General features: G+C 62.2%; 21 protein-coding genes. 13 read left to right on the top strand and 8 right to left on the bottom strand.

Translation table 11 applies throughout. The features are described from left to right. The first annotated feature begins 2 nt into the window (after window positions 1-2). Together B5525_RS20450 and B5525_RS20445 are read left to right on the top strand one after the other, a co-directional pair. Window positions 3-740, top strand: coding sequence for an ABC transporter permease (locus B5525_RS20450; protein ID WP_079567606.1), 738 nt, complete (start codon window positions 3-5; stop codon window positions 738-740). Then, on the top strand, window positions 700-1461 hold the full coding sequence (locus B5525_RS20445; RefSeq protein WP_079567605.1) for an ABC transporter ATP-binding protein: 762 nt from the start codon (window positions 700-702) through the stop codon (window positions 1459-1461). The genes B5525_RS20450 and B5525_RS20445 overlap by 41 nt, the downstream gene beginning before the upstream one ends. Window positions 1462-1470: 9 nt before the next feature. Here B5525_RS20445 and B5525_RS20440 read toward each other — a convergent pair whose 3' ends face one another. Further along, a complete protein-coding gene (locus B5525_RS20440) occupies window positions 1471-2091 on the bottom strand; it encodes a response regulator transcription factor (protein WP_079573606.1) in 621 nt (206 codons plus the stop codon). A 228-nt stretch (window positions 2092-2319) separates the two neighbouring features. Here B5525_RS20440 and B5525_RS20435 point away from each other — a divergent pair, with 228 nt between their 5' ends. Both B5525_RS20435 and B5525_RS20430 read left to right on the top strand, forming a co-directional pair. Next, window positions 2320-3720, top strand: a complete 1401-nt coding sequence (locus tag B5525_RS20435) for a histidine kinase (protein WP_079567604.1) — start codon at window positions 2320-2322, stop codon at window positions 3718-3720. A gap of 123 nt (window positions 3721-3843) precedes the next feature. Then, entirely contained in the window at window positions 3844-6261 is a 2418-nt protein-coding gene (locus tag B5525_RS20430) for a TonB-dependent receptor (RefSeq protein WP_425305277.1), read from the top strand. Window positions 6262-6281: 20 nt separating this feature from the next. Here B5525_RS20430 and B5525_RS20425 read toward each other — a convergent pair whose 3' ends face one another. Together B5525_RS20425 and B5525_RS20420 are read right to left on the bottom strand one after the other, a co-directional pair. Continuing rightward, window positions 6282-7127: an ABC transporter permease gene (locus B5525_RS20425; protein ID WP_079567602.1), complete on the bottom strand. Its 846-nt coding sequence runs from the start codon at window positions 7125-7127 to the stop codon at window positions 6282-6284. Beyond that, window positions 7124-7906 carry an ATP-binding cassette domain-containing protein gene (locus tag B5525_RS20420; RefSeq protein ID WP_079573604.1) on the bottom strand — a complete coding sequence of 261 codons (783 nt, stop codon included), beginning with the start codon at window positions 7904-7906 and terminating at the stop codon, window positions 7124-7126. Before B5525_RS20420 ends, B5525_RS20425 begins: the two co-directional genes overlap by 4 nt. Window positions 7907-8276: 370 nt before the next feature. Between B5525_RS20420 and B5525_RS20415 the strand changes: the two genes are divergently transcribed. After that, entirely contained in the window at window positions 8277-8576 is a 300-nt protein-coding gene (locus tag B5525_RS20415; RefSeq protein ID WP_154073854.1) for a hypothetical protein, read from the top strand. A gap of 24 nt (window positions 8577-8600) precedes the next feature. Here the strand turns inward: B5525_RS20415 and B5525_RS20410 are convergent, their stop codons facing one another. Together B5525_RS20410 and B5525_RS20405 are read right to left on the bottom strand one after the other, a co-directional pair. After that, entirely contained in the window at window positions 8601-9440 is an 840-nt protein-coding gene (locus B5525_RS20410) for a quinoprotein dehydrogenase-associated SoxYZ-like carrier (RefSeq protein WP_079567600.1), read from the bottom strand. 96 nt (window positions 9441-9536) lie between these two features. Then, window positions 9537-10475 (bottom strand): quinoprotein relay system zinc metallohydrolase 2, encoded by a 939-nt coding sequence (locus tag B5525_RS20405; RefSeq protein WP_079567599.1) that lies wholly within the window; start codon window positions 10473-10475, stop codon window positions 9537-9539. A gap of 535 nt (window positions 10476-11010) precedes the next feature. Here B5525_RS20405 and B5525_RS20400 point away from each other — a divergent pair. The 4 genes from B5525_RS20400 (at window position 11011) to B5525_RS20385 (ending at window position 14995) form a co-directional block, all read left to right on the top strand. Then, window positions 11011-12891 carry a methanol/ethanol family PQQ-dependent dehydrogenase gene (locus B5525_RS20400; protein ID WP_079565254.1) on the top strand — a complete coding sequence of 627 codons (1881 nt, stop codon included), beginning with the start codon at window positions 11011-11013 and terminating at the stop codon, window positions 12889-12891. An 87-nt stretch (window positions 12892-12978) separates the two neighbouring features. Beyond that, window positions 12979-13521: a c-type cytochrome, methanol metabolism-related gene (locus B5525_RS20395; protein ID WP_079573602.1), complete on the top strand. Its 543-nt coding sequence runs from the start codon at window positions 12979-12981 to the stop codon at window positions 13519-13521. A gap of 104 nt (window positions 13522-13625) precedes the next feature. Further along, window positions 13626-14441, top strand: a complete 816-nt coding sequence (locus B5525_RS20390) for a substrate-binding domain-containing protein (RefSeq protein ID WP_425305317.1) — start codon at window positions 13626-13628, stop codon at window positions 14439-14441. Continuing rightward, the gene (locus B5525_RS20385) at window positions 14438-14995 is read left to right on the top strand and encodes a PQQ-dependent catabolism-associated CXXCW motif protein (protein ID WP_079567598.1); all 558 of its coding nucleotides are present in this window, start codon (window positions 14438-14440) and stop codon (window positions 14993-14995) included. Before B5525_RS20390 ends, B5525_RS20385 begins: the two co-directional genes overlap by 4 nt. 37 nt (window positions 14996-15032) lie before the next feature. Here the strand turns inward: B5525_RS20385 and B5525_RS20380 are convergent, their stop codons facing one another. Continuing rightward, window positions 15033-15677, bottom strand: coding sequence for a hypothetical protein (locus tag B5525_RS20380; protein ID WP_244567972.1), 645 nt, complete (start codon window positions 15675-15677; stop codon window positions 15033-15035). Window positions 15678-15885: 208 nt separating this feature from the next. On the opposite strand from B5525_RS20380, the gene B5525_RS20375 reads away from it, so the two are divergent. Continuing rightward, the gene (locus tag B5525_RS20375) at window positions 15886-17427 is read left to right on the top strand and encodes a hypothetical protein (RefSeq protein ID WP_244567971.1); all 1542 of its coding nucleotides are present in this window, start codon (window positions 15886-15888) and stop codon (window positions 17425-17427) included. A 164-nt stretch (window positions 17428-17591) separates the two neighbouring features. Then, complete coding sequence (locus B5525_RS20370; RefSeq protein ID WP_154073336.1) at window positions 17592-18512, top strand: ankyrin repeat domain-containing protein; 921 nt, start codon at window positions 17592-17594, stop codon at window positions 18510-18512. Between the two features lie 40 nt (window positions 18513-18552). On the opposite strand, the gene B5525_RS20365 is transcribed toward B5525_RS20370, so the two are convergent. Further along, window positions 18553-19113, bottom strand: a complete 561-nt coding sequence (locus B5525_RS20365; protein WP_079567595.1) for a c-type cytochrome — start codon at window positions 19111-19113, stop codon at window positions 18553-18555. 115 nt (window positions 19114-19228) lie between these two features. After that, window positions 19229-20941: a pyrroloquinoline quinone-dependent dehydrogenase gene (locus B5525_RS20360; protein WP_079567594.1), complete on the bottom strand. Its 1713-nt coding sequence runs from the start codon at window positions 20939-20941 to the stop codon at window positions 19229-19231. Between the two features lie 688 nt (window positions 20942-21629). Here B5525_RS20360 and B5525_RS20355 point away from each other — a divergent pair. Further along, window positions 21630-22082: a (2Fe-2S)-binding protein gene (locus B5525_RS20355; RefSeq protein WP_079573596.1), complete on the top strand. Its 453-nt coding sequence runs from the start codon at window positions 21630-21632 to the stop codon at window positions 22080-22082. 2 nt (window positions 22083-22084) lie between these two features. Further along, the gene (locus B5525_RS20350) at window positions 22085-24403 is read left to right on the top strand and encodes a xanthine dehydrogenase family protein molybdopterin-binding subunit (protein ID WP_079567593.1); all 2319 of its coding nucleotides are present in this window, start codon (window positions 22085-22087) and stop codon (window positions 24401-24403) included.

Below are 24403 nucleotides of genomic sequence, written 5' to 3'. Positions count from 1 at the left end.
CTTTGCCGAGAATTCTTTCGCTGGTCGCCATGGTCGCCGTTTGGGCCGTCGCGGCGGCACTGGCTCAATCGCGGCTGCTGCCGGGACCGCTGACGATCGGGGCTACCATCCTCACCGACCTCCGCTCCGGCGAATTGCCGTTTCAAATGAGCTGCACGCTCGCACGCGTGACCGGTTCTTTCGCGATCGCGATGGTCCTCGGCACCATCGCAGGCTATGCGATGGGCCGCTCGACGGCCATCGATCGATACGCCGATCCATGGCTCGTCGTGCTGATCAATATGCCGGCCCTGGTCACGATCATTTTCGCCTACATCTGGATCGGCCTCAACGAAACCGCCGCGATCCTGGCCGTGGCGGTCAACAAGCTGCCCAATGTGACCGTCGTCATGCGCGAGGGCGCGCGCGCGCTCGACCCCGATCTCGACGAAATGGCGAAGGCCTTTAAATTCAGCTGGATCAGGAGAATTCGCCACGTTGTGATACCGCAGCTCGCGCCCTATCTGGCGGCCAGCTCGCGCTCCGGCCTCTCGATCGTCTGGAAAATCGTGCTGGTGGTCGAGTTGATCGGACGCCCGAACGGCGTGGGGTTCGTGCTGGGTTCGGCATTCTCGCTGTTCGACATGGCCAAGATACTGAGTTATGCCATATCCTTCATCGCGCTGATGCTTGTGACTGAAGGTTTTCTGGTACAACCGCTTGAACGACGCGCAATCCGCTGGCGACGCCGCCCCGCTTGAGCTTCGCATCGATGCGAAGATTTACCTTTCGGCCGACGGCACGTCGGTGGAAGTGGTTCGTGGCCTCAAGCTTCGACTCGAAGCAGGATCGTTCGGTGCGCTGATCGGCCCTTCCGGCTGCGGCAAGACGACCATCCTCAAGATCGCAGCCGGGCTGGATGCGGATTTCCGCGGCGAGCTGCGTACCCCCGGATCTGGCCGTCTCGGCATGGTCTTTCAGGAGCCGCGCCTTTTGCCCTGGCGGACGGTCGAAGACAACATCCGGCTTGCGCTGCCGGCGAGCGAGGCGAACGCCGATCTGACGGAGCTGGTCGAGACGCTGGGCCTTGGCTCCCACATGGCGCGGTATCCGGGCGAATTGTCGCTGGGACTTGCGCGGCGCGCGGCCATTGCCCGGGCCTTTGCAGTGCGGCCGGATTTCCTGTTGCTCGACGAGCCCTTCGTATCGCTCGACGAAGCCACAGCCACCCGGTTGCGCGACGAACTCGTGGCACTGACGACACGGACCGAGGTGACGACCCTGTTCGTCACCCATCATCTGGCCGAAGCCATCCAGCTGGCCGACCGGCTGTTCTTTCTCTCGGACCGGCCAGCCCGCATTATCGCCGAGAAATCGCTGCCGCCGCCGCGGGGAAAACGCAGCAGGGACGTCATCGCATCGATCGGCGATGAAATGCACGATCTGGTCTCCGAGGCCAGGATCGATGCCGGGCGCGGCTAGCTTGTCAGCTCACAGCAGCCGGCTCTCGATCGCGAAACGCACGAGCTCGGAGGATGAGCGCAAGCCAAGCTTCTGGCGCATGAGGGAAGAGGTATTTGCAATCGTCTTGTAGGATGAATGCACCAGCCACGCGATCTCGGACAGGCTTTTGCCGGCGCCCAACAGGCGCAAAATCTCGATCTCGCGCTGCGTCAATTTGGCAAGACGGTTTTCGGCCAATCCCGGCCCGGAAAATGCGATGCGTTGAGCGATCGCGGACGGCAGGAATACCCCGCCCTCGCCCACCTTGCGAATGGCCTCGATGAGATCGCCGGGGTCGCCGGACTTGGAAACATAGCCCTTTGCGCCGGTTTCGATGGCACGCGCCGCGAAGATCGGGTCGTCGTTCATGCTGAACATGATGATGCGGGCCGATCCATCGCGCGCCAGAATTCTCCGAGCCAGCTCAAAACCCGAGACGCCCGGCAGATTGATATCGAGGACGCAGATGTCGGGCCGCTCGGTGACGAACGCCGCCTCGCCGCTTTCGGCGTCCGAGGCTTCCAGAACGGCGATATCGGGATCGCCCGCCAGCAGCGCGCGGCAACCCGACGCAACGATCGGATGGTCGTCAACGATCAGGATACGCATCGACATCGATCGGAAGGCCCCATCGCCAAGTCGCGAAAAACAGTTTTTGCAACGCAATACAAACCGCGCAGCACATCCATGTCGACATCCGCGCTATTCGTCTCCCATAGCTTCGCGCTATGCCCTTCCGGAGGAAGTGCGGTACGGTTCAATTAGATAGCCGCCGTTTTTGGCTGTCAACGTTTAGCGGTTCATGCAGCAATTCAGAGGCCGGAGTCGGGCATGGGAATGTGGCAGAAGCTCTCCTTGCGGGCACGGCTGAATACGCTATTGGCGCTGGTGATGGTGCTCGGGCTGGTCATCAATATCGCACGGCTGCTTCTGGAGGCTGCCCCGCGCGTGGCGGCCGAAGACCAGAGCGTGGTCAGGCTGGCGCGCGGTTTCGTCGAGCCCCTGGTGTCGGATCTCAATGACGCATCCGATCCAGAGGCAAGGCTCGACAGGATTGTTGAGGGCCTGAAACAACTGCGCCATGTCAGCATCACCCGGGAGTACGATCCGGCCAAGGCCGGCACGCCGGTCGAGTCCGCAGCATCAGGCGGAAGGGGCGAGCCGCCGCAGGTGCCCGAGTGGTTTCTCGCTCTCATTCACCCGGAGCAGACGACTGTTGCGGTACCGATCGCCGTGAATGGGCGATCCCTGGGATCGCTTGTCATTACCTCGCACCCGACCGACGAAATAGCCGAGATATGGGACGGCATCGTCACCCAGATCGAAGTCGGATCGGCGATCGCAGCGGCGCTGCTGTTGATTACGATGACGGTCGTCAACCGGGCGCTGGAGCCGATCACCTCGCTTGCGGATGCGATGAGCTCTATCGAGGCGGGCGTCTATGATACACCGGTCAGCCCCAGCGGCTCGCCCGAGCTGGCCGCGATCTGCCGTAAACTCAACCACCTCGCCTCCGTTCTTGAGACGACGGTCGAGGACAAGCGTCAGCTCGCAGAGCGCGTGGTCTCGTTGCAGGATGCAGAGCGCAAGGAGATTGCGCGCGACCTGCACGATGAGTTTGGCCCCTATCTGTTTGCACTGCGCGCGCACGCCGCCTCGCTGACGCGGCTGGCCGGCACGACCGAGCCCGATCTCGGCGCGTTGGGCAAGCACATCGGCGCCATGGCTGACCAGGTGAACGCACTGCAGCAATCCAATCGGCGCGTCCTCGAGCGACTGCAGCCCGTCGGCCTGGCGGAACTCGGGCTCGCCGATGCGCTTGCCGCGTTGATGCGGCTTTGGCGAGAAGCCAACCCCGATGTCGTGATCGAAACCTCGATTTCGCCGTCGCTCGGGGCGCGCGGCGAGACGGCGGAACTGACGATCTATCGCGTCATTCAAGAGGCTCTTACCAACGTATTCCGGCACGCCCGCGCGACCCGCGTCGACATCCGTGTCGAGCCCGCGCTACCCCGGCGGACGGGAGCCGGCGAGACCGAGGCGATCACGGTGAGCGTGCGCGACAACGGCGCCGGGCTGCCGGCCGATCACAAGCAGGGGTTCGGCATGCTCGGCATGCGCGAGCGGGTGCTGGCGCTGGGCGGCTCGATGACCGTGGCATCGACAAGCCATGGTGTCACTGTGGAGGCTCTGATTCCCTGCGGAATGCAGCAATCCCACGCACTTGAACCTACCTAGTTCACGCTGTCGGGACTTTTTCCCGATTCCGCGACCTAACTTTCCCGATGTCGACCGTCGATCGATCTCATAGCATCCCCTTACCGGCCGACCAGAACAGCCGGGGCGAATGGGATGGGACGGATGGGCGCTCGCTTCCTGCTTTTGGCGTGGGTTTTGCTGTGCCTGTTTTGCGGGAATGATTGTGCTCGGGCCCAGGAAGAGCCCGCCACCGCCGAGAGGTTGCCGGCCATCGTCGTGACCGGCACGAAGCCCGGCAGCAAACCCGGCCGAACCCAGAATGCGACGCGCACCGCACGGAGCCTGCCCCGGCTCGTGGTCTATCCGACCACGCCCATTTCCGGCGCGGGCATAAACCCCGATAAAATCCCGGCGAGCGTCAATGTCGTCGACGCCGCTCAGATCAAGCGAACCGGGTCGCTGAACATCAGCGATGCGCTGCAAAAATACGTGCCGGGTATCTTGGTCAATGATGTCACCGGCAACCCATTCCAGCCCAATGTGCAATTTCGCGGTTTCGTCGCCTCCCCCGTGGCCGGCACGCCCCAGGGGCTTGCGGTCTACCAGAACGGCGTGCGCGTCAACGAAGCGTTCGGCGATACCGTCAACTGGGACCTGATTCCGACCACCGCGATAAAATCGGTCACCGTGGTGACCAACAATCCCGCCTTCGGCCTCAATGCGCTGGGCGGCGCCGTCAACGTGCAGATGAAGGACGGATTCAGCTATCACGGCGCCGAAATCGATACGATGGGCGGCTCGTTCGGGCGGGTCCAGAGCTCGGCGCAGTGGGGCAAGCAGGTCGATAATTTTGCCGTCTACGGTGCACTCGAGGGATTGCACGACGACGGATTTCGCAATTTTTCAGCATCGGACGTTCGCCGCTTCTACGGCGACGTCGGTTATAGGAACGATACCAGCGAGTTCCATCTCAACATGGGCGCGGCCGACAACCATTTCGGCGCGAGCGCGACCGTACCTGTCGAATTGCTCCAGCAATATTGGGGGGCAACCTACACCACGCCGCAAACGACCGAAAACCGCGTCGGCTACGTCAATCTGACGGGAAAGGTCGAGGTCACGCCGACCTGGACGATCGACGGCTCAGCGCATGTGCGGATTTTCGATCAAAACATGCTGGACGCCAACCCGACCGGCACCCAGCCCTGCGCTGCCGACAATACGCTGCTTTGTTTCGGTAACGGCAGCACGCCGGCCAACGGCCTCAACGGTGCCCAGCTCGCCAATCCCTTCGATCCCACAGCGGTGCTGGGCGAAAGCGACCGCACCACGACCCACTCGACCACCACCGGCGTGTCGTTGCAGGCAACCAATATCGATCAGTTGTTCGGCCACAACAATCATTTTGTGGTCGGAGCCAGCTTCGACTCCAGTGTCACCCGCTTCACGGCCAGCGCCGAGCTCGGCACCATCGGCTCGAATTTTGTCGTCAGCGGTTCCGGCATTTTTCTCGGCCAATCCGGCGATCCCGTCTCGATCGGCCCGGTCGATCTTCGTACCACCAATCAGTATACCGGGCTTTATGCGCTCGATACGTTCGACGTCACGAATGCGTTCGCACTCACCGGCGGCGGCCGCTTCAACGTCGCTAACATCAGCCTGCAAGACCAGATCGGCACCTCGCTCAACGGCAGCGATACCTACACCCGCTTTAATCCGATCATCGGCGGCACCTACAAGATCACCCAGGGACTAACGGCCTATGCCGGTTATTCCGAAGCCAACCGCGCGCCCACCCCGCTTGAACTGGGATGCGCCGATCCCGCGCATCCCTGCATTGTCGCGGCCTTCCTGGTTTCCGACCCGCCGTTGAAACAAGTGGTGTCCCGCACCGTGGAAGCCGGCCTCCGCGGCACCAGGGATCTCAACATCGGCACGCTGGGCTGGAAGCTCGGCGCGTTCCGCTCGGATAATTCCGACGACATCCTCGCCATTCCCAGCCCGGTCCTGCAGGGCTTCGGCTATTTCCAGAACGTCGGCCGGACCCGCCGCCAGGGCATCGAAGCCGAAGTTAATCTGAAGTCGAGCACGCTGCAGGTCTACGCCAGCTATGCGCTGGTGGACGCGCGATTCCTCGACACGCTGCAGGTTGGCTCCAACAGCCCCTTCGCCGACGCCAATGGCAACGTCCAGATTCTCCCGGGCAACCGCATTCCGGCCATTCCGCGCAACCGGATCAAGGCCGGCTTCGATTATTCCGTCACCGACGCATTCAAGCTCGGGGGCGATGCGCTGTTCGTCGACAGCCAGTACTTCGTCGGCGACGAATCCAACCAGGCGCAGCGACTACCTTCTTATGCGGTCTTCAACCTGCATGCCTCGTATCAGATCGACAAAACGTTCCAGATCTATGCGCGGGCGGACAACATTTTCGATAACCGATACGCGACCTACGGAACGTTCTTCAATACCGACGCCGTTCCGAATTTCGCCAATGGCGGCGCGCCGTTCACGGACGCACGTTCGGTCAGCCCGGCACGCCCCCGCGCCTTTTATGCCGGCCTGAGGGCTACCTTCTGAAGCTTTGAAAACGTCTCGGTTCAACCGCCCGGATTATTGCGGCGGGCCAGAAAGCCGCGCGAGGGATCGTAGGCGAGGATCGCACCGAACAGAAACACGACAGCGCAACCGAGAACGACGGCCAGGGAGACCCATGCGACCTGCTCGTAAAGCGCAAAGCGGATCAGTTCCGTCGCATGCGTGAAGGGATTGGCTTCACAGATATAGTACAGCAGCGGACTCGATTCCTTGACGCGCCAGAGCGGGTAGAGCGCCGAGGATGCAAAGAACATCGGGAAAATAACAAAATTCATGACGCCGGCGAAATTCTCAAGCTGCTTGATCAGCGACGAAATCAGCATTCCCAGCGCGCCAAGCATGAACCCACTGAGCAGCAACGCCGGCAGCAGCGCCAGATAGCCGAGCGGCGGCGCCTCGATCTCCCAGAACCAGGCGATCAGCAGGAAGGCATAGGCTTGCAGCACCGAGACCAGCGTACCCGCCAGCAGCTTCGAGGCGAGCAGCCACCAGCGCGGGAACGGGCTGACCAGCAGCGTGCGCATTCCACCGGTCTCGCGGTCATAGACCATGGTCAGCGACGATTGCATGCCGTTGAATAGCTGGATCATCGCGATCAGCCCGGGCGTGATGTACACCTCGTAGAGTACATAGGTCTCGTAGGGCGGGATGATCGAGACGCCGAGCACCTGGCGAAATCCGGCGGCAAAAATGAAGAGCCACACCAGGGGGCGCACCAGCGCGGAAACGAAGCGTTCGCGCTGGTGGATGAAGCGCAGCGCCTCACGCCAGACGATGCCCTTGAGGCAGATGAAATATTGCGCCGGCGAAAAACTGTGCCTGTCGATGGTGTCTGCGATGGCGGTCATCTGGCGGTCTCCAGTTCGTTCCGGTCCGCAGTCCCTGTCAGCCGGTTGAACGTATCGCGCAGGTCAACACCACCGCATCCCGCGACGACGTCGCCGAGCGCGCCATGGGCGAGAACCTTGCCCTTATGCAGGACCACGACATCATCGCCGGCACCGGCCTCGTCGATCAGATGCGTCGCCCACAACACGCCGATGCCCTCCTCCTTCGACAGCCCGCGAACATGATCGAGAATGTCCGCGCGCGCCTTGATATCGAGGCCGACCGTCGGCTCGTCCAGCAACAGCAGGCGGGGCTGGTGCAGCAGCGCGCGGGCAATCTCGATGCGGCGCATCTGCCCGATCGAGAGATTTCCGACCCGTTCCAGGCTGCGATCGGCCATTGCCACGCGGTCCAGGACCTGCGCAATCAATTCCTTGGCCCGGCTCGAGGCGATGCCGTGCAGCGCAGCATGATACATCAGGTTCTGCCGCACCGAAATGTCGATGTCGAGCGCGCGGGACTGGAACACGACGCCGAGCTTGCTCAAGGCCGCGCCCGGCTCGCGCGCCACATCGTGCCCGAAGATGCGGATTTGACCCGACCGTATCGCATAGAGACGTGTGATCAGCGAAAACAGCGTCGACTTCCCGGCGCCGTTCAATCCCAACAGCACGGTAAAGGACGACTGCCCGACGGTCAGGCTGACATCGTTCAGCGCTACCCGCGTGCCGTAACGATGGCTGACGTGGTCGATCTCAAGCGCGGGGGTTTGAGCGAACGCGGAAGCCGGCATCAGCATTCCCGAAAGGTCCGCGCCGATCCGAAAGACCGGCAAGCAGAAATTTCGGAACCTCGAGCGCCGTGCCGTCGACCGCCGATGAAATATGTCACGCTGGACACGCAGACCTCTGGGGTTCGAAGCCGGCGATGTAACCTACCGCATTGCCTGCGGCAAGTTCGCCGACCCAAGCTTGACCCGCTTTGGCGATCCTGACAAATTATTTGGGCGGGCAGATCCGTTTGATGTTTGTGTTGCAGCGCACCGAACTTCCGGCATTCCACCGGATACATCAACGGCGGACGGCGAGTGACGAAGGGCGTTGACGATGGTTCGGTTGTCCAGCCTGCTCCGATCAAGCGGCCTGCTTGCCGCCGCAATTGTGGCCGCGATGTCGAACGCGATGGCCGAGGACCTCAATGACTATCCGACATCGGCGCGCGCGGAGTATGTCTTCGCCTGCATGAAAGCCAACGGCGAAACGCAGGAACTCCTGCAGAAGTGTTCCTGCTCGATCGACGTGATTGCGTCGATCATCCCTTACGACCATTACGTGACCACCGAGACAATTCTCTCGATGTCGCAGGTCACGGGGCCGGTCGGGTCCGAATTTCGAACGACCGAGCAGGCCAAGCTGGCGTTGCAGGATTTCCGCCGGGCCCAGGCGGAAGCGGAGATTCGCTGCTTCTGAACGGAATTCGCCGCGCCTAAGCCGCTACAGCATCGTTTTTTCGATCGACCATTCGTCCCGGAACATTTCCTGGCCGGTATCGACGGCTTCGACCCGAAACTTGGCGGCGCCGTTGGGCCGATAGTTGAAACGAATATTCGGATCTTCCGAGATCGCGATCCCGCCATCCATCGCCAGCACTAGATCGTCGCCCTGCCAGATCTTCAGGTTCTCGATGAAGAAGGGCGGTATATAGAGCCGCGTCAGCTGGTCCATCTGGAGGCCCGAATTCTGCGGATGGCGCAGCATGAGCTGGCCCTCCGGCAGCGCGGCGGACTCGTTCCGGAAAGTGCGGAATTTCATCTGCCCTAACATTGATCGGGTGGCATCGGCGTTCGAGGACGCCGGCGCGGAGCATCCGCCGGACGCCTTCACGAAAGCCTTGACGCCGTAGAGCTGGCCGTCGCTGAGTTCGGCGACCAGCCGTACATAGGAATAGCTATTGACCCGAACGCGCGTCGAGATTGACGTCACGCCGGAGCGTGGACCGAACGTAAACGCTCCGGCGACAGGCGCGGGGTTCTCGTCGATCACAAGCGTCAGGGACTTGAGCATGCGCTTGTCGTCGGCGGCAAAATCGACGCGCATGCCGATCGGCACGATCGCGGAATCCTCCGCTCGCCGGGGCGCGTCGAGAATGACCAGGCCGGCGCCATCGAGAATGGGACGATTCTTGAAGATATCGCCCTTGATGCTGTTCCAGGTTTCTTCCGAAGGCTGATCCTGGCCGGCGGCACTCGCAGCCTGGGCATGCGCGGCCGGCGGCGCCGCAACATACAGCACGGCGACCAAGGCCGGGACGATCACTCTGGAGAAAATCGACATCGTCGAGTTCCATTTCCATAATGAAGCAGCACGAACCTATAACACTCCCCCAGCAAGCGGCAAGCCGCGCTCGCATGACAAGGGAAAACAGTAGCGTTATTCCCATTCAAGCTCCCCGAACGCGGCAATGACGTTGCGCGAACGGTATTCCTCGAACAGCAACCAATGCGACTGTTCACTTCGGCCGGCTTCTCTTGCCGCGCTGGTGAGGGGCACCCCCTGGGCAACGAGGCCGCGTACTTCCCCGACAAGGCCCTCGAAATAGCGCCGTTCCTCGCTAACGGCGGCTCGCCAGTCACTGACCGCAGGGCCATGGCCGGGAACGACACGCTGAACGGAAGTGTGCTGCAGCGCATCGAGATCGGCGAGGAAGCCGCGAATGCTGCCGTCGAGCACCGGAATGTGCTCAACGAACAGGAGATCGCCGGCGAACAGCGTGGAACTCAAGACGTCGAGGACCGTCAGGTCGTTGTCGGTATGCCCGGGTGGCCACGCCTTCAGCGTCAATATTCGCCGGCCGAGATCAAGCTGCATTTCGTCGTCGACGAGCAGCGTGGGCGGCACGATCCTCACGCCCTCGATGAGTGCATCGCCGAGTACCGGGCGAAATGACTTCAGATAAAACTCGCCCCGCGCCGCCAGCGCGCGCGGCAGATTCCGGTGCCCGACAAAGACGGTTCCCTCGGCTGCGAAGGCCGCATTGCCAAAGATGTGATCGGGATGAACATGCGTGTTGACGACATAGCGCACCGGTTTCGCCGTCACCGCGCGGATCGCGGCCAGCAGGCGCGCCCCTTCGCGTGCACTGCCGCCGGTATCGATTACCGCAACCGCCTCGTCGCCGATAACGAAGCCGACATTGGCGGCGTCGCCCTGGTTGGCCTCGTTCATCATATCGATGTTGCCGATGTGGACGTAGACACCAGGCGCCAGTTCCGAAACAGGTAACGGGGTCGGCAGTTGCTGCGCGCTGGCTTCGCCGCCATGCAGAATCAAAACCAGAGGCGTCGCGAGCACGATGCCCACGAAACGCATTGCCCACTCCGCGAGCGCAGAAAAATGGGCGCGCCAAATCTCGGAGAGAGACCGCGGGCTCCTACAAATCGGCACTTTCCCGCCTTTCACTTTTTCGCTCGAGCGATAGAAATTTTTCCCTCTGGTGCAAGCGCGTTTCCCCCTCGTGCAAGTACGGTTTCCCTCTCGTGCATGCGGGGCCCATTCATCTGTTCTCGGTTACGTTGCGCTGCAAGAGATCGCAAATCAAACTTGCTTCTATCCAAAGACTTACATAAGCTTTTTTTGCTTCGAACTTCATGAGCAACGGCGAACGGGGACCCGTCGTTGCGAAGACTTAGGTGTTGCGAAGACTCAGGTGTTGCGAAGACTCAGGTGTTGCGAAGACTGAGGCGGCACTCTTCGCCGCACTTTAGACTCAGAGCCCGTGATAACGTTACACATACCGTGACACGGTGCCGGGAGAATTAATCCAAGAGAGGGCGGAAGACGTCCCGTGGATCCATGTTCCAAGGAGCGTCAGCGACCCTCTAGGCAAAAACCCAGGGAGGAAGCGATGAAGAAATATCTAATCCTGACAACCTCGGTGTTCGGCCTGTTGGCCGCGCAGAATCTTGCTGCGCGCGCCGATGCGGCACTGGACCTGTTGGCCAAAGATCCCAAGCAGTGGGTGATGCAGCAAGGCGATGACGCCAACACCCGCTATTCCAAGCTCAACCAGATCAACGCATCCAACGCCGGCAAGCTGCAGGTCGCCTGGACGTTTTCGACCGGCGTGCTTCGCGGCCACGAGGGCGGACCGCTGGTGGTCGGCGACACGATGTATGTGCACACGCCGTTCCCGAACACGGTCTATGCGCTCGACCTGAACAACGAAGGCAAGATCCTCTGGAAGTATGAACCCAGGCAGGATCCCAACGTCATCCCGATCATGTGCTGCGACACCGTCAATCGCGGCGTCGCCTACGCCGACGGCAAGATCTTCCTGCATCAGGCCGACACCACGCTCATCGCACTCGACGCCAAGACCGGCGCAAAAGTCTGGTCCGTCATGGATGGCGAGGCCGGCAAGGGTCAGTCCGGCACGGACGCTCCGTTCGTCTACAAGGACAAGGTCCTGGTGGGCGTTTCCGGCGGCGAATTCGGCGTTCGCGGCTGGGTCAGCGCTTACAACATCGCGGACGGCAAGCTTGTCTGGCGCGGTTTTTCGGAAGGGCCGGACTCCGACACGCTGATCGACCCCGTCAAGACGACGTCGCTCGGCAAGCCCGTCGGACCGGATTCCTCGACATCCACCTGGCAGGGCGACCAGTGGAAGATCGGCGGCGGCGCCACCTGGGGCTGGTATTCCTATGATCCGCAGCTGAACCTCGTCTATTACGGTTCCGGCAATCCCTCGACCTGGAACCCGGTGCAGCGCCCCGGCGATAACCGCTGGTCGATGTCGATCTGGGCGCGTGATCTCGATACCGGCGCGGTCAAATGGGTCTACCAGATGACCCCGCACGACGAATGGGACTTCGACGGCGTCAACGAAATGATCCTCACCGATCAGACCATCAATGGCGCGCCGAGGAAACTGCTCACCCATTTCGACCGTAACGGCTTCGGCTACACGCTGGACCGGGCCACCGGCGAATTGCTGGTCGCGGAAAAGTTCGATCCGGTGGTGAACTGGGCCACCAAGGTCGACATGGACAAGTCGTCCAAGACCTACGGCCGTCCGCTGGTCGTCGACGCCTATTCGACCCAGCACAATGGTGAGGACACCAACTCCAAGGGCATCTGCCCGGCGGCGCTCGGCACCAAGGACGAACAGCCCGCGGCCTATAGCCCGGACACGCAGTTGTTCTACGTCCCCACCAACCATGTCTGCATGGACTATGAGCCCTACAAGGTCTCCTACACGGCCGGCCAGGCTTATGTCGGCGCCGCCGTGGCGATGTACCCGCCCAAGGGCGAGACCAACATGGGCAACTTCATCGCCTGGGACGGCAAGACCGGCAAGATCGTGTGGTCCAACAAGGAGCAGTTCTCCGCGTGGGGCGGCGCGTTGGCGACGGCCGGCGGCGTGGTGTTCTACGGCACGCTCGAAGGCTATCTGAAGGCGGTCGACGCCAAGACGGGCAAGGAACTCTACAAGTTCAAGACCCCGTCCGGGATCATCGGCAACGTCATGACCTACGAACACGGCGGCAAGCAATACGTCGCGGTGCTGTCCGGGGTCGGCGGCTGGGCCGGTATCGGTCTTGCGGCCGGTCTGCTGCAGCCTGAAAACGCCGCCGCCTGGCATGGCGCGGTCGATCAGGGCAAGTTGCCGACCAAGGACAAGACCGTCGATACGGCGGGCCTTGGCGCCGTCGGCGGCTATGCGGGTCTGGCGTCCTATACCTCGCTGGGCGGGACATTGACGGTATTTGCATTGCCCAACCAATAGGTGGTGCGACGTCACGGCAAGATAACCATGGATCGGCGCGCCGCGGTTGTGCTGCGCGCCGATTTTTTATCCGGCCCCAATTTGGAAATGCACAAGGACAGCTGCGTGAGGATCAATCCCTGGAAATTCGCGTTCGTCATCCTGGCGATCGCCTTTGCCGGCACGGCCGCTTGTGCCGACGGATCGGGCGATCCGGCGGTGGCTTCATCCGACAGCGGCAAATACGCCGACAAGGACGGCAATCCAACCTACAAGGTCAGCGAGGACGGAACCGTCGACTGGTACACCTATTCCGGCTTTCGCCGCTATCATTCGGACTGCCACGTCTGCCACGGTCCGAACGGCGAGGGATCGAGCTACGCGCCGGCGCTGGCGGAGTCGCTGAAGACGCTCAGCTATGTCGACTTCAACAATGTCGTGACCAACGGCCGCAAGAACGTCGATGCCGCCAACGACAAGGTCATGCCGTCATTCGCCGAAAACTCGAACGTGATGTGCTTCCTCGACGACATCTACGTGTACCTGCGCGCGCGGGCCAACGGCGCCATTCCCGGCGGCCGTCCACCCAAGCACGAAGACAAGCCTGAGGCGGCCAAGCAGGCCGAAACCAGTTGTACGGGAGTTAAATGATGTCGAAACGTGCCGGAACACGGCCGACGCCGATGCCTCGCATATCGAGGAGGGCGATCGTCCTGCCGACCCTGCTCGGCATCGTCGCGTGCGGCCTTATCGCCATGCGGCCAGTCGAGGCCTACGCCCAGGCCAGCGATAAAGGCGCGCTCGAACTTGTCGATCCCGACGTGTTTCGCGCCTGCGGCGATCCGCGCAATCTGCCGTTCTCCAATGACAAAGGCGAGGGATTCGAAAACAAGCTCGCCGAACTCTTCGCCGCCAAGCTCGGCAAGAAGCTCAGTTACACCTATTTCCCGCAGGCAACCGGCTTCGTGCGGATGACGCTGGGATCGTACCGGTGCGACATCATCATGGGATTTCCCCAAGGCGATGACCAGGCGCAGGCGACGGTCCCCTACTACCGGACGACATACGCGCTGGTCACCAAACGTGGGAGCGGCCTGGAGGATGTCACGAAAATCGGCGATCCAAAACTCAGGGATAAACGAATCGGCGTTGTCGCGAGAACACCACCGAGCACGAACATGGCGGCGAATGGCCTGTTGACCAACGCGAAGTCCTATCCGCTGTTCATCGATACCCGTGCGGATTCTTCCGCCGAAGCCATGATGGACGACCTCGCCAAAGGCGATATCGACTGCGGCATCCTGTGGGGGCCGATGGCCGGCTATTATGCCAGCAAGGCGAGCCCACCCTTCGTCGTCACACCGCTCACCAAGGAAACGACCGGTCCGCCGATGAGCTTCCGTATCGGCATGGCGGTGCGCCCGACGGACCAGGAGTGGAAACGCACGCTCAACAAGCTCATCATGGAAAATCAGGCAGAGATCAACAAGCTGCTGATCAGCTACAACATTCCGATACTGGATGAGACCAATATGCCGATCACGGCCGATACGCTTTCCAAGCGGCCATGACGGCGCCCGTCTTCCGCCTGGCGCTCGTGACGATCCTCGTCGCAGCCCCGGGAGCCGCGACTGCCGAGGTGCCTGAACCGGAAGGTTATCGTCTCGAAAATTATCGCGCGCCGGTTCCTGCGGCGCTGCACGGCGCCAAGGTGATCGGAACGGACGAAGCGGAAGCGATCTGGCGCGGCCATTCGGCCAGCTTTGTCGATGTGCTGCCGCGGCCGCCGCGACCGCGTGACCTGCCGGCGGGAACGCTTTGGCGCGACAAGCCGCGCGCCAATATTCCCGGCAGCATCTGGCTGCCCGATACCGGCTATGGCGAACTCGCGTCCAGCATGGCCGGCTATTTCGCGAAAGGCCTGGACAAGGCGAGCCATGGCGATCGCACTAGAATGCTCGTTCTGTATTGTCTGGCGGATTGCTGGATGTCGTGGAACGCGGCCAAGCGCGCGCTCGCGCTCGGCTATTCCAATGTCGCCTGGTATCCCGAAGGGACCGACGGCTGGCAGGCCGCCTTGCTTCCGCTGCAGGATTCCACGCCGGAACCCCGTCCGGACCAATAGCTGGGCTCGTGCTGGCCGGGAGACGAAGGACGAGTCTTCATTTGGCCGGCTGGTCGGCGCCCAAGTCGCCCTGAATCGCACTCGCCAGGTCAAATAGCCGCTTCTCGATCAGCACGGGCACGTCGCAGACATAGGCAGTCGATTTCCGCCGGTCATCGAAAATGCGGGTCTGCCAGGAGAGTTGACTGGCGAGTTCGCTGCTCTTCGCCGGATCGGCGCTGGACGCGTCCTGCATTTCCCGAATCTTCCGGGCTTGCTCGCGGATTTCGTCGGCCATGGCCTTCTGCTTGCGTGAAAAGCGCTCGATCCCGTTCATTACCTCCTCGCGCTGCGCGTTGAGCGTCGCATACAACGCCGCGAACAACCGCTTTGCCTTTTCCTGTTTCTCCTCGTTGGTCCCGACCACGAACTCCGCGATCAGTTTCCGCGCATCCTCGATGGCGGTGCGGCGCGCCGCTAGACGCGCCACGAGTTCCGCTTCCTTGGGATCGAGGGGCTTCTCCTTGTCGGTGGCCTCGATCGGAGGGCCCGTCCAGACACTGGCGATCGAGATCTCCGGGACCTTCAATTGCTGGCAAGGCCAATCCGGATAGCGGGGGTCGAGCGCGAAGGCGGGCCGTGTCGAGGACACCGCCAGAATCATCGCAACGCAGCAGGCAAACTCACGCGCCGAGCGAGTCAAGCTGGGCCTCCCTGCAGGTTCGAACCGCATTCTTGTTTTGCGGTGCCGCACGGTCGCGGCCTTCGCTGCGATCATTCGACATCCCCGTGGACATGGCAAATCAAATCCGGCCCGGATCGACCGGCGCAATCGCAAGGCAGGACATTGACCGGGATTGCGCTGATGTCATCCTGCCCAAGCGAGGCGCGAAGGATGGGAGGAACTGCACGTGCGCAATCATACCGCGAAACTCCGTGGCTTGCTGGCGCTCGCGTGGCTGACGATCCCCTGCTGTTGCGGTGCTCTCGCCGAAACGCCTGACATCGCGCCCTCGAGCATGCCCCGCATCGGCACGGTCGACCCGCGCTTCCAGTCCTACAACATCGAAATGATCGAGGTGACCGGCGGAAGATTCTGGAAGCCCTATCGGTCGAAACCGGGCAATCAGTCGACGCCGCCGCCGCGATCCGGATCGGACACGCCGCCGGGCATGGACCCGAAATTATACCAATACCGGCCGCCGATCGATCTCGCCAATCCCCGCTTGCGAAAACTCGCCGCGGCGCTGGCGCCGGCTTATATGCGCGTTAGCGGCACCTGGGCCAACAGCACCGATTTTGCAGACCAGGACATCGCACCGCAGACGCCTCCGGCGGGCTTCAACGGCATTTTGACCCGCCCCCAATGGCGCGGCGTCGTCGAGTTCTCGCAAGCGGTGGACGCGCGGATCGTGACATCCTTCGCGGTAAGCCCAGGCGTCCGCGACGCCGCCGGCGCCTGGAAGCCGGATCAGGCCAGTGGCCTCCTCGCCTATACGCGTTCGATCGGCGGCAACATTGCAGCCGCTGAATTCATGAACGAGCCTGATCTCGCCGAGATGGGCGGCGCACCGGCAGGCTACGACGCGACCGCCTATAAGAGGGATTTTGCATCATTCCGCTCGTTCATGAAACAAGCGGCGCCCGAAACGTTGATCCTCGGTGCCGGCACGGTCAGCGATTCCCGAGCGGCGGCTGAGCTGGTCGCCGCCTCCGAGCCCGGGCTGGACGCAATTTCCTATCATTACTACGGAACCCTGTCGGAGCGGTGCATCGGCAAGAGCACGCCGGAGGCAGCCCTTTCCGAAAACTGGCTCTCCGGTACGGACCGGACGCTGACTTTCTATCGGGCGCTTCGAGACAAATTCGAACCGGGCAAGCCGATCTGGCTCACGGAAACCGCGGACGCCGCGTGCGGCGGAAACCCGTGGGCCGCGACCTTCCTGGATACGTTCCGCTATCTCGATCAGCTCGGGCGGCTGGCAAGAGCCGGCGTTCAGGTCGTCATGCACAATACACTGGCGGCAAGCGATTACGGCCTGCTCGATGAAAGAGCGCTGCAGCCAAGGCCGAATTACTGGGGCGCGCTGTTGTGGCGGCAAATGATGGGAACCACGGTGCTCGACACCGGTGTACCGATACAATCCGGACTTCACGTCTACGCCCATTGCCAAAGGGGCGCGCCAGGCGGCGTGGCGCTTCTGGTCATCAATACCGACCGCAATGCGCCGCGGGCGCTCAGGCTCCCGACGGCGTCGGTCCGCTACACGCTGGACGCCGCGAACCTGCTGGATGCGCATGTCCGGCTAAATGGCCATCCGCTGGCGCTTTCCGCGGCCGATGAGCTTCCGACCATCGCCGGCGTTCCGGCCGCCTCCGATACCCTCACGTTCGCGCCAGCCACCATCACCTTTCTGGCCATCCCTGAGGCGGGCAATGATGCCTGCCGATAACCAGGTTGAACGGCGGAAAACGCGCCAGCCCGATCATCTATGATGCGGTGCGAAATCCCCTTGGCTTTCGAAATGCGGCCCCTCCTTGGCATGGGCTTGCCGCCGTGCCACGCTCGCGCCCAAGGAGCAATCCAACGGGCAAACCGGCCTTGGGAGAGATCGCCGTGCATCGCCACCTCTTTCTTCTGTGCTCGATCGCGATTGCGCTCGCGAGCGCAGGAACGACAGCCGGTGCCGCGGACTCCGAGCGTTGCCAGGGACTGGCGCGCCGCTACGAAATCGCCAAACCGCAGATTACGGCTGTGGAAGTGTCGCTGACGCTGTTCTCGGCGGTCGACGCCAACTGCCTCGATTTGGCGACGCAACTGCTCGACCAGGGCGCGTCAGTCGATGCGCGCGACCGGCTTGGCGCCCGGCCTCTCAGTCATGCCGCGAAGGCCGGCCATCTCAGTTTGGTCGACCTGCTGCTGGCGCGGGGCGCGCCGATCGATGCCCGCAATCTCGCCGGGTCCACCGCGCTCTACATGGCCGCAGAAGGCAGCCATATCCTAATCGCGCAACGGCTCATCGAACGCGGCGCCGACGTCAAAATCACCGGACGCAGCGGAATAACCCCGATCGCCGCCGCCGCCTATGCCGGCAACGACATCATTTTCGACGCGTTGCTCGCCCACGGCGCTGACGAGCGCGCGCCCGACGACACCGGCAAGCCGCCGATCGTCTATGCCGTGGCAGCTGCACGGTTCGACATCGTGAAGCGGTTGATGGCGCGAAATATCGATGTCAACGCCCGCTATCCCAATGATCTCACCTTGCTGATGTGGGCGTCCGGCCCGGACGAGGGAGTTCCGGAGGCGCAGGCCATGACGATTGTCTCGTATCTCCTGGACGCCGGCGCGCGCATCGACGATCGGGATAACCGCGGCCGCACCGCGCTCATGATCGCGGCCGAAGGCGGCCACGCCGAGCTCGCCGGCTTGCTGCTCGCACGAGGCGCCGATCCCGCGCTCAAGGACAAGGCCGGAAAGCGCGCCGCGGATCTTACCGTGCTGTCGTCGCTGCGGGAGCGGTTGACGGTGCCGTAATGTGATTTCCAGGGCGGCGACTCCCGACTGGATTACACGCTCACAACCCCGCCAGATATTCCGCCAGCGCCGCAAGGTCGTCGGGAGGCGTGGCAAGCATGAGGTCGGACATGCCGGGATTGTTGCCGCGCGCACGGCTGCGGAAGTCGGTCATTTGTTTTGCCAGGTAATCCCTGCCCATGCCCGCCAACCGCGGCACCGTGCCATAGCCCTGGAAATGATCGAGATGGCAGCCGGTACACCCGATCGATTGATTGGCGTTCACGGCGCGGATGGAGATCTCCTTGGACGCGCGCGGCTGGCCAAGATCGGGCCATGGTTTTTTCGAGAAATAATCCGCGATATCGAGCATGTCCTGCCGCTCCAGTGACGAAGCGATCGGTTGCATGATGTCGCTCTTGCGGTCGCCGCGCTTGAAATCGCGCAATTCGATATAGATATAGCCGGCCTGTTGTCCCCAAATGATGGGAATCGTCTTGTCGACCGGCTTGCCGTCCGCGCCATGGCAGCGGGCGCAAATCTGGGTCTTTTGCTCGATACTTTGCGCCCCCAACGCCGTCTTCCAGCCGCTCAAGAGCGCCAGCGCGATGACGCCGGGCATGCAAAATTTCAACTTACCGCCCACCAATCCGACCCGATCCTGTGAAAATCAGAAGCTGACAAAAAGAAGCGGGGCCGCAACCGGTCCCGCTTCCCGTCGATAATCGTTGCCGCGCTCAGTTCAGCGAGAATGCGATAATATTGTTGCCGCGGCGGAAGTCGACCTGGGTGTTGCCGCCCGCACCGACCACGATATATTGCTTGCCGCCGACCATGTAGCTGGAGGGCGGCGCGTTGACGCCGGCACCGGCGCGGAAGCTCCAGAGCTCCTTGCCGCTGGACGAATTGTAGGCCGCGAACTTGCCATTGCCTTCACCGGTGAAAACAAGACCGCCCGCGGTGGCGAGAATACCGCCGATCATCGGCTCCGGCGTCTTCACCTGCCACTTGATCTTGCCGGTGTTATAGTTGACCGCGGTGATGTTGCCGGACTGCGTCTCGCCCGGGATCGCCTTGAAGGCGCCGCCCAGCCACAACTTGCCGTTCGGATACGGCGAGTTCTCGACAAAGTAGTTCATGGGCTGATGCAGGTTGATGGCGTAGGCCAGCTCCTGTCCGGGATCGGTCGCGATCGGCGACCACTCGACGCCGCCGTTCGCTCCGGGAAGCATGCGGGCACCTTCCTTGGTGGGCAGAACCCACATGTTCTCCTGCGGCACCATGGCATCCGAGAAGCGGATCAGGCTGCAGTCCTTCCGGTCATGAACGTAGATATGGCCGGTCTTGCCGGCATGGATCACGCCCGGGATGGTCTTGCCGTCCTTGCCCTTCACGTCCACCAGCACCGCCGGGCTCACCGCATCGAGGTCCCACACGTCGTGTGCGATGTACTGGAAGTGACAGACATATTTGCCGGTGTCGAGATCGAGCGAAACCAGCGAGTTCGTGTACAGATTGTCGCCGGGGCGGATCGAACCATCGAGATCGGGCGAGGGATTGCCGACCAAGAAATAGATGCGGTTGGTGGCGAGATCGACGGCGGGATTTTGCCAAACGCCGCCGCCAAGCTTCTGGTAGGGGTCGCCGGTTTTGGCCAGTTGGTCCTTTTCGGCCTGGATATCGCGATGCATGTCCCGGCCGGTCGCGTCCTTGGTCGCCCAGACGCCGACCGAATTCTCCGGAATGGTGTTGAAGTTCCACAGCAGCTTCCCGGTCTTCGCATCATAGGCCCTCACGAAGCCGCGGATGCCGTATTCGCCGCCGTTCGTTCCGATCAGAACCTTGTCCTTGATGACGGTCGGCGCCATCGTTTCGCTGTAGCCCAGTTCCGGATCGGCGATGTCGGTCTTCCAGACGACCTCGCCGGTCTTGGCGTTGAGGGCGATCAATTTGGAGTCCAGCGTGGCGAGATAGACGAGGTCGCCGAGCACCTGGACGCCACGATTGTTGGGACCGCAGCAATAGACCGTGATCGGCCCCATCTTGTGATTATAGTGCCAGAGCTGTTCGCCGGTCTTGGCGTCGAGCGCATAGACGTGGCTGAACGATGTCGTCACGAACATCACGCCGTCGACGACGATCGGCGAGGTCTCCAGCGACTCCTTGACATCGGTCTGGAAGATCCACGCGACGTGCAGGTTCTTGACGTTGTCGCGATCGATCTGCTTCGCGGGATAAAAACGCGTCTGGGCATAATTGCCGTTGGTCAGCAGAAAATTGGTCGAGTTCTTGTCTGCTGAGTTGAGCTGCTGCTGGGTAACTGGAGAAACCTTGGCCTGGCCCGACGCCGACTTGGCGTCCTGTTTGACTTCCTGCTGCGCGAAACCAGGTCCCGTGAATAATCCTGCCGCGCCGACCAATGCGGCGCATACGATAGAAAATCTATTCATGTTCCCGCCCCGGATTTTATTGTTGACTTCAACCGACGCATTTAAAGAAGGCCGGTGCGCTTTAAATCTGATCCGATCGGGTTGGTTTGACAAGGAGAAAACGGAACCCGCCGCGAGTGGCGGACGAGGGTCCTTCTCTGCCGGACAAAGCCCTTCTCTGTCAGACTAGGCCGCGCTGGATTGGCGTGTGAAGCAACGCGAATGCCTCACTGAGCAACTGCAGCATGCACCGTCGAATTGGCCCGCGGACCTCGCGCCGGCAAACGAACCTGCGGACCGAAACCCTAAATGCTCCTCCGTCGATTTCGACGGCACCCCTCCCAATCCCGCGAAACTCCGGCCTGTTCGCTGCACTGCGTAAGGGTCCCTGACCAAAGGAAGGAGCATCCCGAAGCAGGTTCATTTTCGCCAAATACGATTGGCAACAACTCGTTGTGAATTCGACTTTGAATGCTCTCTGATAATGTCCCGCGCGAAGCCATCGCGCCTAGACGAACACGGCTCGCGCCGGAACGGAAGGATGGCTTCGGGTCTGGATTCAACCAGATCGCGCGGCCCGTCCCGCGGTGCTCGGAAATCCCGGTTTTGCACGAAACGATGCGGGGAAAGCGACGGCGTCGAGCGGTTAGGAAACATGTTCTCGCTCACGCCGAATGACATCAATGCTTATGAAGAGCGAGGAACGATCATGATCAAGCTCAAGATCAATGGTGAGGCACGAGACTGGGACGGCGACCCGGATCTTTCACTACTCTGGTTTCTCCGCGATGAAATCGGTTTGACGGGCACGAAATTCGGCTGCGGCCAGGCGCTCTGCGGTTCATGCACGGTCATCGTGGATAAGCAGGCGGTGCGCTCCTGCATCACGTCGGTTTCCGACGTGGTCGGTCGCGAGGTCACGACGATCGAAGGCCTTCATCCCACCGGCGACCATGCCGTGCAGAAGGCCTGGCGTCAGGGAAATGTCCCGCAATGCGGCTATTGCCAGGCCGGCCAGATCATGCAGGCCGCAGCACTCCTCATGGAAAATCCAAAACCCACACGCGATCAGATACGCGAAGCGATGGCGGGCAACATCTGCCGCTGCGGAGCTTACCAGCGTATTGAAAACGCGGTCCAACTCGCTTCGACGGGGGCCTGATCATGAACATCATCACAAATCCCGATAGGCTTCGCGGCATCGAGGCCCGCATCAAGGTCGAGAAAATCTCCCGTCGCAGTGTCCTCAAGACTCTCGGCATCGCGGGCGGGCTGGTGCTCGCCGCTCCGGTAACGTCGCGTCAGGCGTTCGCCGCCTATCAGACCGGCGCCGGCGCGATGCCGCACGGCACCGTGGTCGACCCGCGCGTGTTCGTCGCCATCGCATCCGATGGGACCGTCACGATCGTGGCGCACCGTTCGGAGATGGGAACGGGCGTCCGGACCAGCCTGCCGCTGGTTGTCGCCGAGGAGATGGAAGCCGACTGGTCGCGCGTGAAAGTGCAGCAGGCGCACGGCGACGAAGTCAAATACGGCAATCAGGATACCGACGGGTCGCGCAGCACGCGGCATTATCTGATGCCGATGCGCCAGATCGGCGCCTCGGCGCGCGCCATGCTGGAAGCCGCCGCCGCCAAAAAATGGGGCGTGCCGGCCACCGAGGTCAAGGCGGTGAACCACGAGGTGGTCCACGCCGCGAGCGGCCGCCGTCTCGGCTTCGGCGAACTGGCAGCCGATGCGGCAAGGGAGCCTGTGCCTGATGTCGCGGGCCTGAAGCTGAAGGACCCGAAAGACTTCCGCTATCTCGGCAAGGGCGAGATCGGCATTGTCGATCTTCACGACATTACCGTCGGCGCTGCATATTACGGCAGCGATACCCGCCTTCCCGGCATGAAATATGCCGTGATCGCGCGGCCGCCGGTGACCGGCGGCAAGCTTAAGTCGTTCGATTCAAGCGAAGCGATGAAAGTATCCGGCGTCGAGAAGGTCATGGAGGTGCAGGGTTGGCCGTGGCCGTCCAAATTCCAGCCGCTCGGCGGCGTCGCGGTGATCGCGCGCAACACCGGTGCGGCCATCAAGGGGCGCGACGCCCTGAAGATCGTCTGGGACGACGGCGCCAACGGCAAATACGACTCGGCGGCCTATCGCACCGAACTCGAGGAAGCCGCGCGCAAGCCGGGCCTGGTGGTGCGCAAGGAGGGTGACGTCGACGCCGCGCTGAAAGGCGCCGACAAGGTGATTGTCGGTGAATACTATCTGCCTCATCTGGCCCATGTCAGCATGGAGACGCCCGTCGCAGTCGCCGACGTCAGGGACGGCAAGGCCGAGATTTGGGCGCCCGTGCAAAGTCCGGGCGGCACGCGCGAAGACGTCGCAAAGACCCTCGGCATTCCCGAGGCGAATGTGACCGTCAATGTCACGCTGTTGGGCGGCGGCTTTGGACGCAAATCGAAGTGCGACTTTGCGCTCGAGGCCGCATTGCTTTCAAAGGCGATCGGTTCACCGGTGAAGGTGCAATGGACACGGGAAGACGACGTTCGCCACGACTTCCTGCACACGGTCTCGGTTGAACGCATCGAAGCGGGCCTCGACAAGAGCGGCAAGGTGATTGCCTGGCGGCACCGCAGCGTCGCGCCCTCGATCGCCTCGACATTTGCAGCCAACACGGTGCATGCGGCGCCATTCGAACTCGGCATGGGGCTTATCGACATGCCGTTCGAGATCGCCAATATCCAATGCGAAAATCCGGAAGCCACGGCGCATGCCCGGATCGGCTGGTTCCGCTCGGTGTCGAACATCCCGCGCGCCTTCGCGGTTCAGTCGATGGTAGGTGAACTCGCTCACGCCACCGGCCGCGACCAGAAGGACATGCTGTTGGAACTGATCGGCTCTCCGCGGATCGTCAATCTCGATTCTGTGAAAGATCCCTGGAATTACGGCGAGCCGTTCGACAGCTATCCGATCGACACGGCACGCCTGCGCCGCGTGGTCGAACTGGTCGCTGACAAGGGCGGCTGGGGCCGATCGGTGCCGAAGGGACACGGGCTTGGAATTGCCGTCCATCGCAGCTTCGTCAGCTATATCGCGACCATCGTCGAAGTCTCGGTCGACGACAAGGGCAAGCTCAGCGTGCCTCGGGTCGACACCGCCATCGACTGCGGCACCTTCGTCAACCCCGAACGCATCCAGTCGCAGATCGAGGGCGCCGCCATCATGGGGCTCAGTCTCGCCAAGTATGGCGAGATCAGCTTCAAGGACGGCAAGGTGCAACAGGGCAATTTTGACGACTTCCCCGTGATCCGGATCGACGAGGCACCGCTCGTGACCAACGTGCATATCGTGCCCGTCGACGCCGACACGCCGCCAAGCGGCGTCGGGGAACCCGGCGTACCTCCCTTCGCGCCCGCGCTGATGAATGCGATCTTCGCCGCAACCGGCAAACGCATCCGCGCCCTGCCGATCGGCAAGCAACTGGAGACCTGA

It is taken from the genome of Bradyrhizobium erythrophlei (assembly GCF_900129505.1).
GTDB lineage: Bacteria > Pseudomonadota > Alphaproteobacteria > Rhizobiales > Xanthobacteraceae > Bradyrhizobium > Bradyrhizobium erythrophlei_D.
This window is presented reverse-complemented; position numbering and strand designations above follow the sequence as displayed.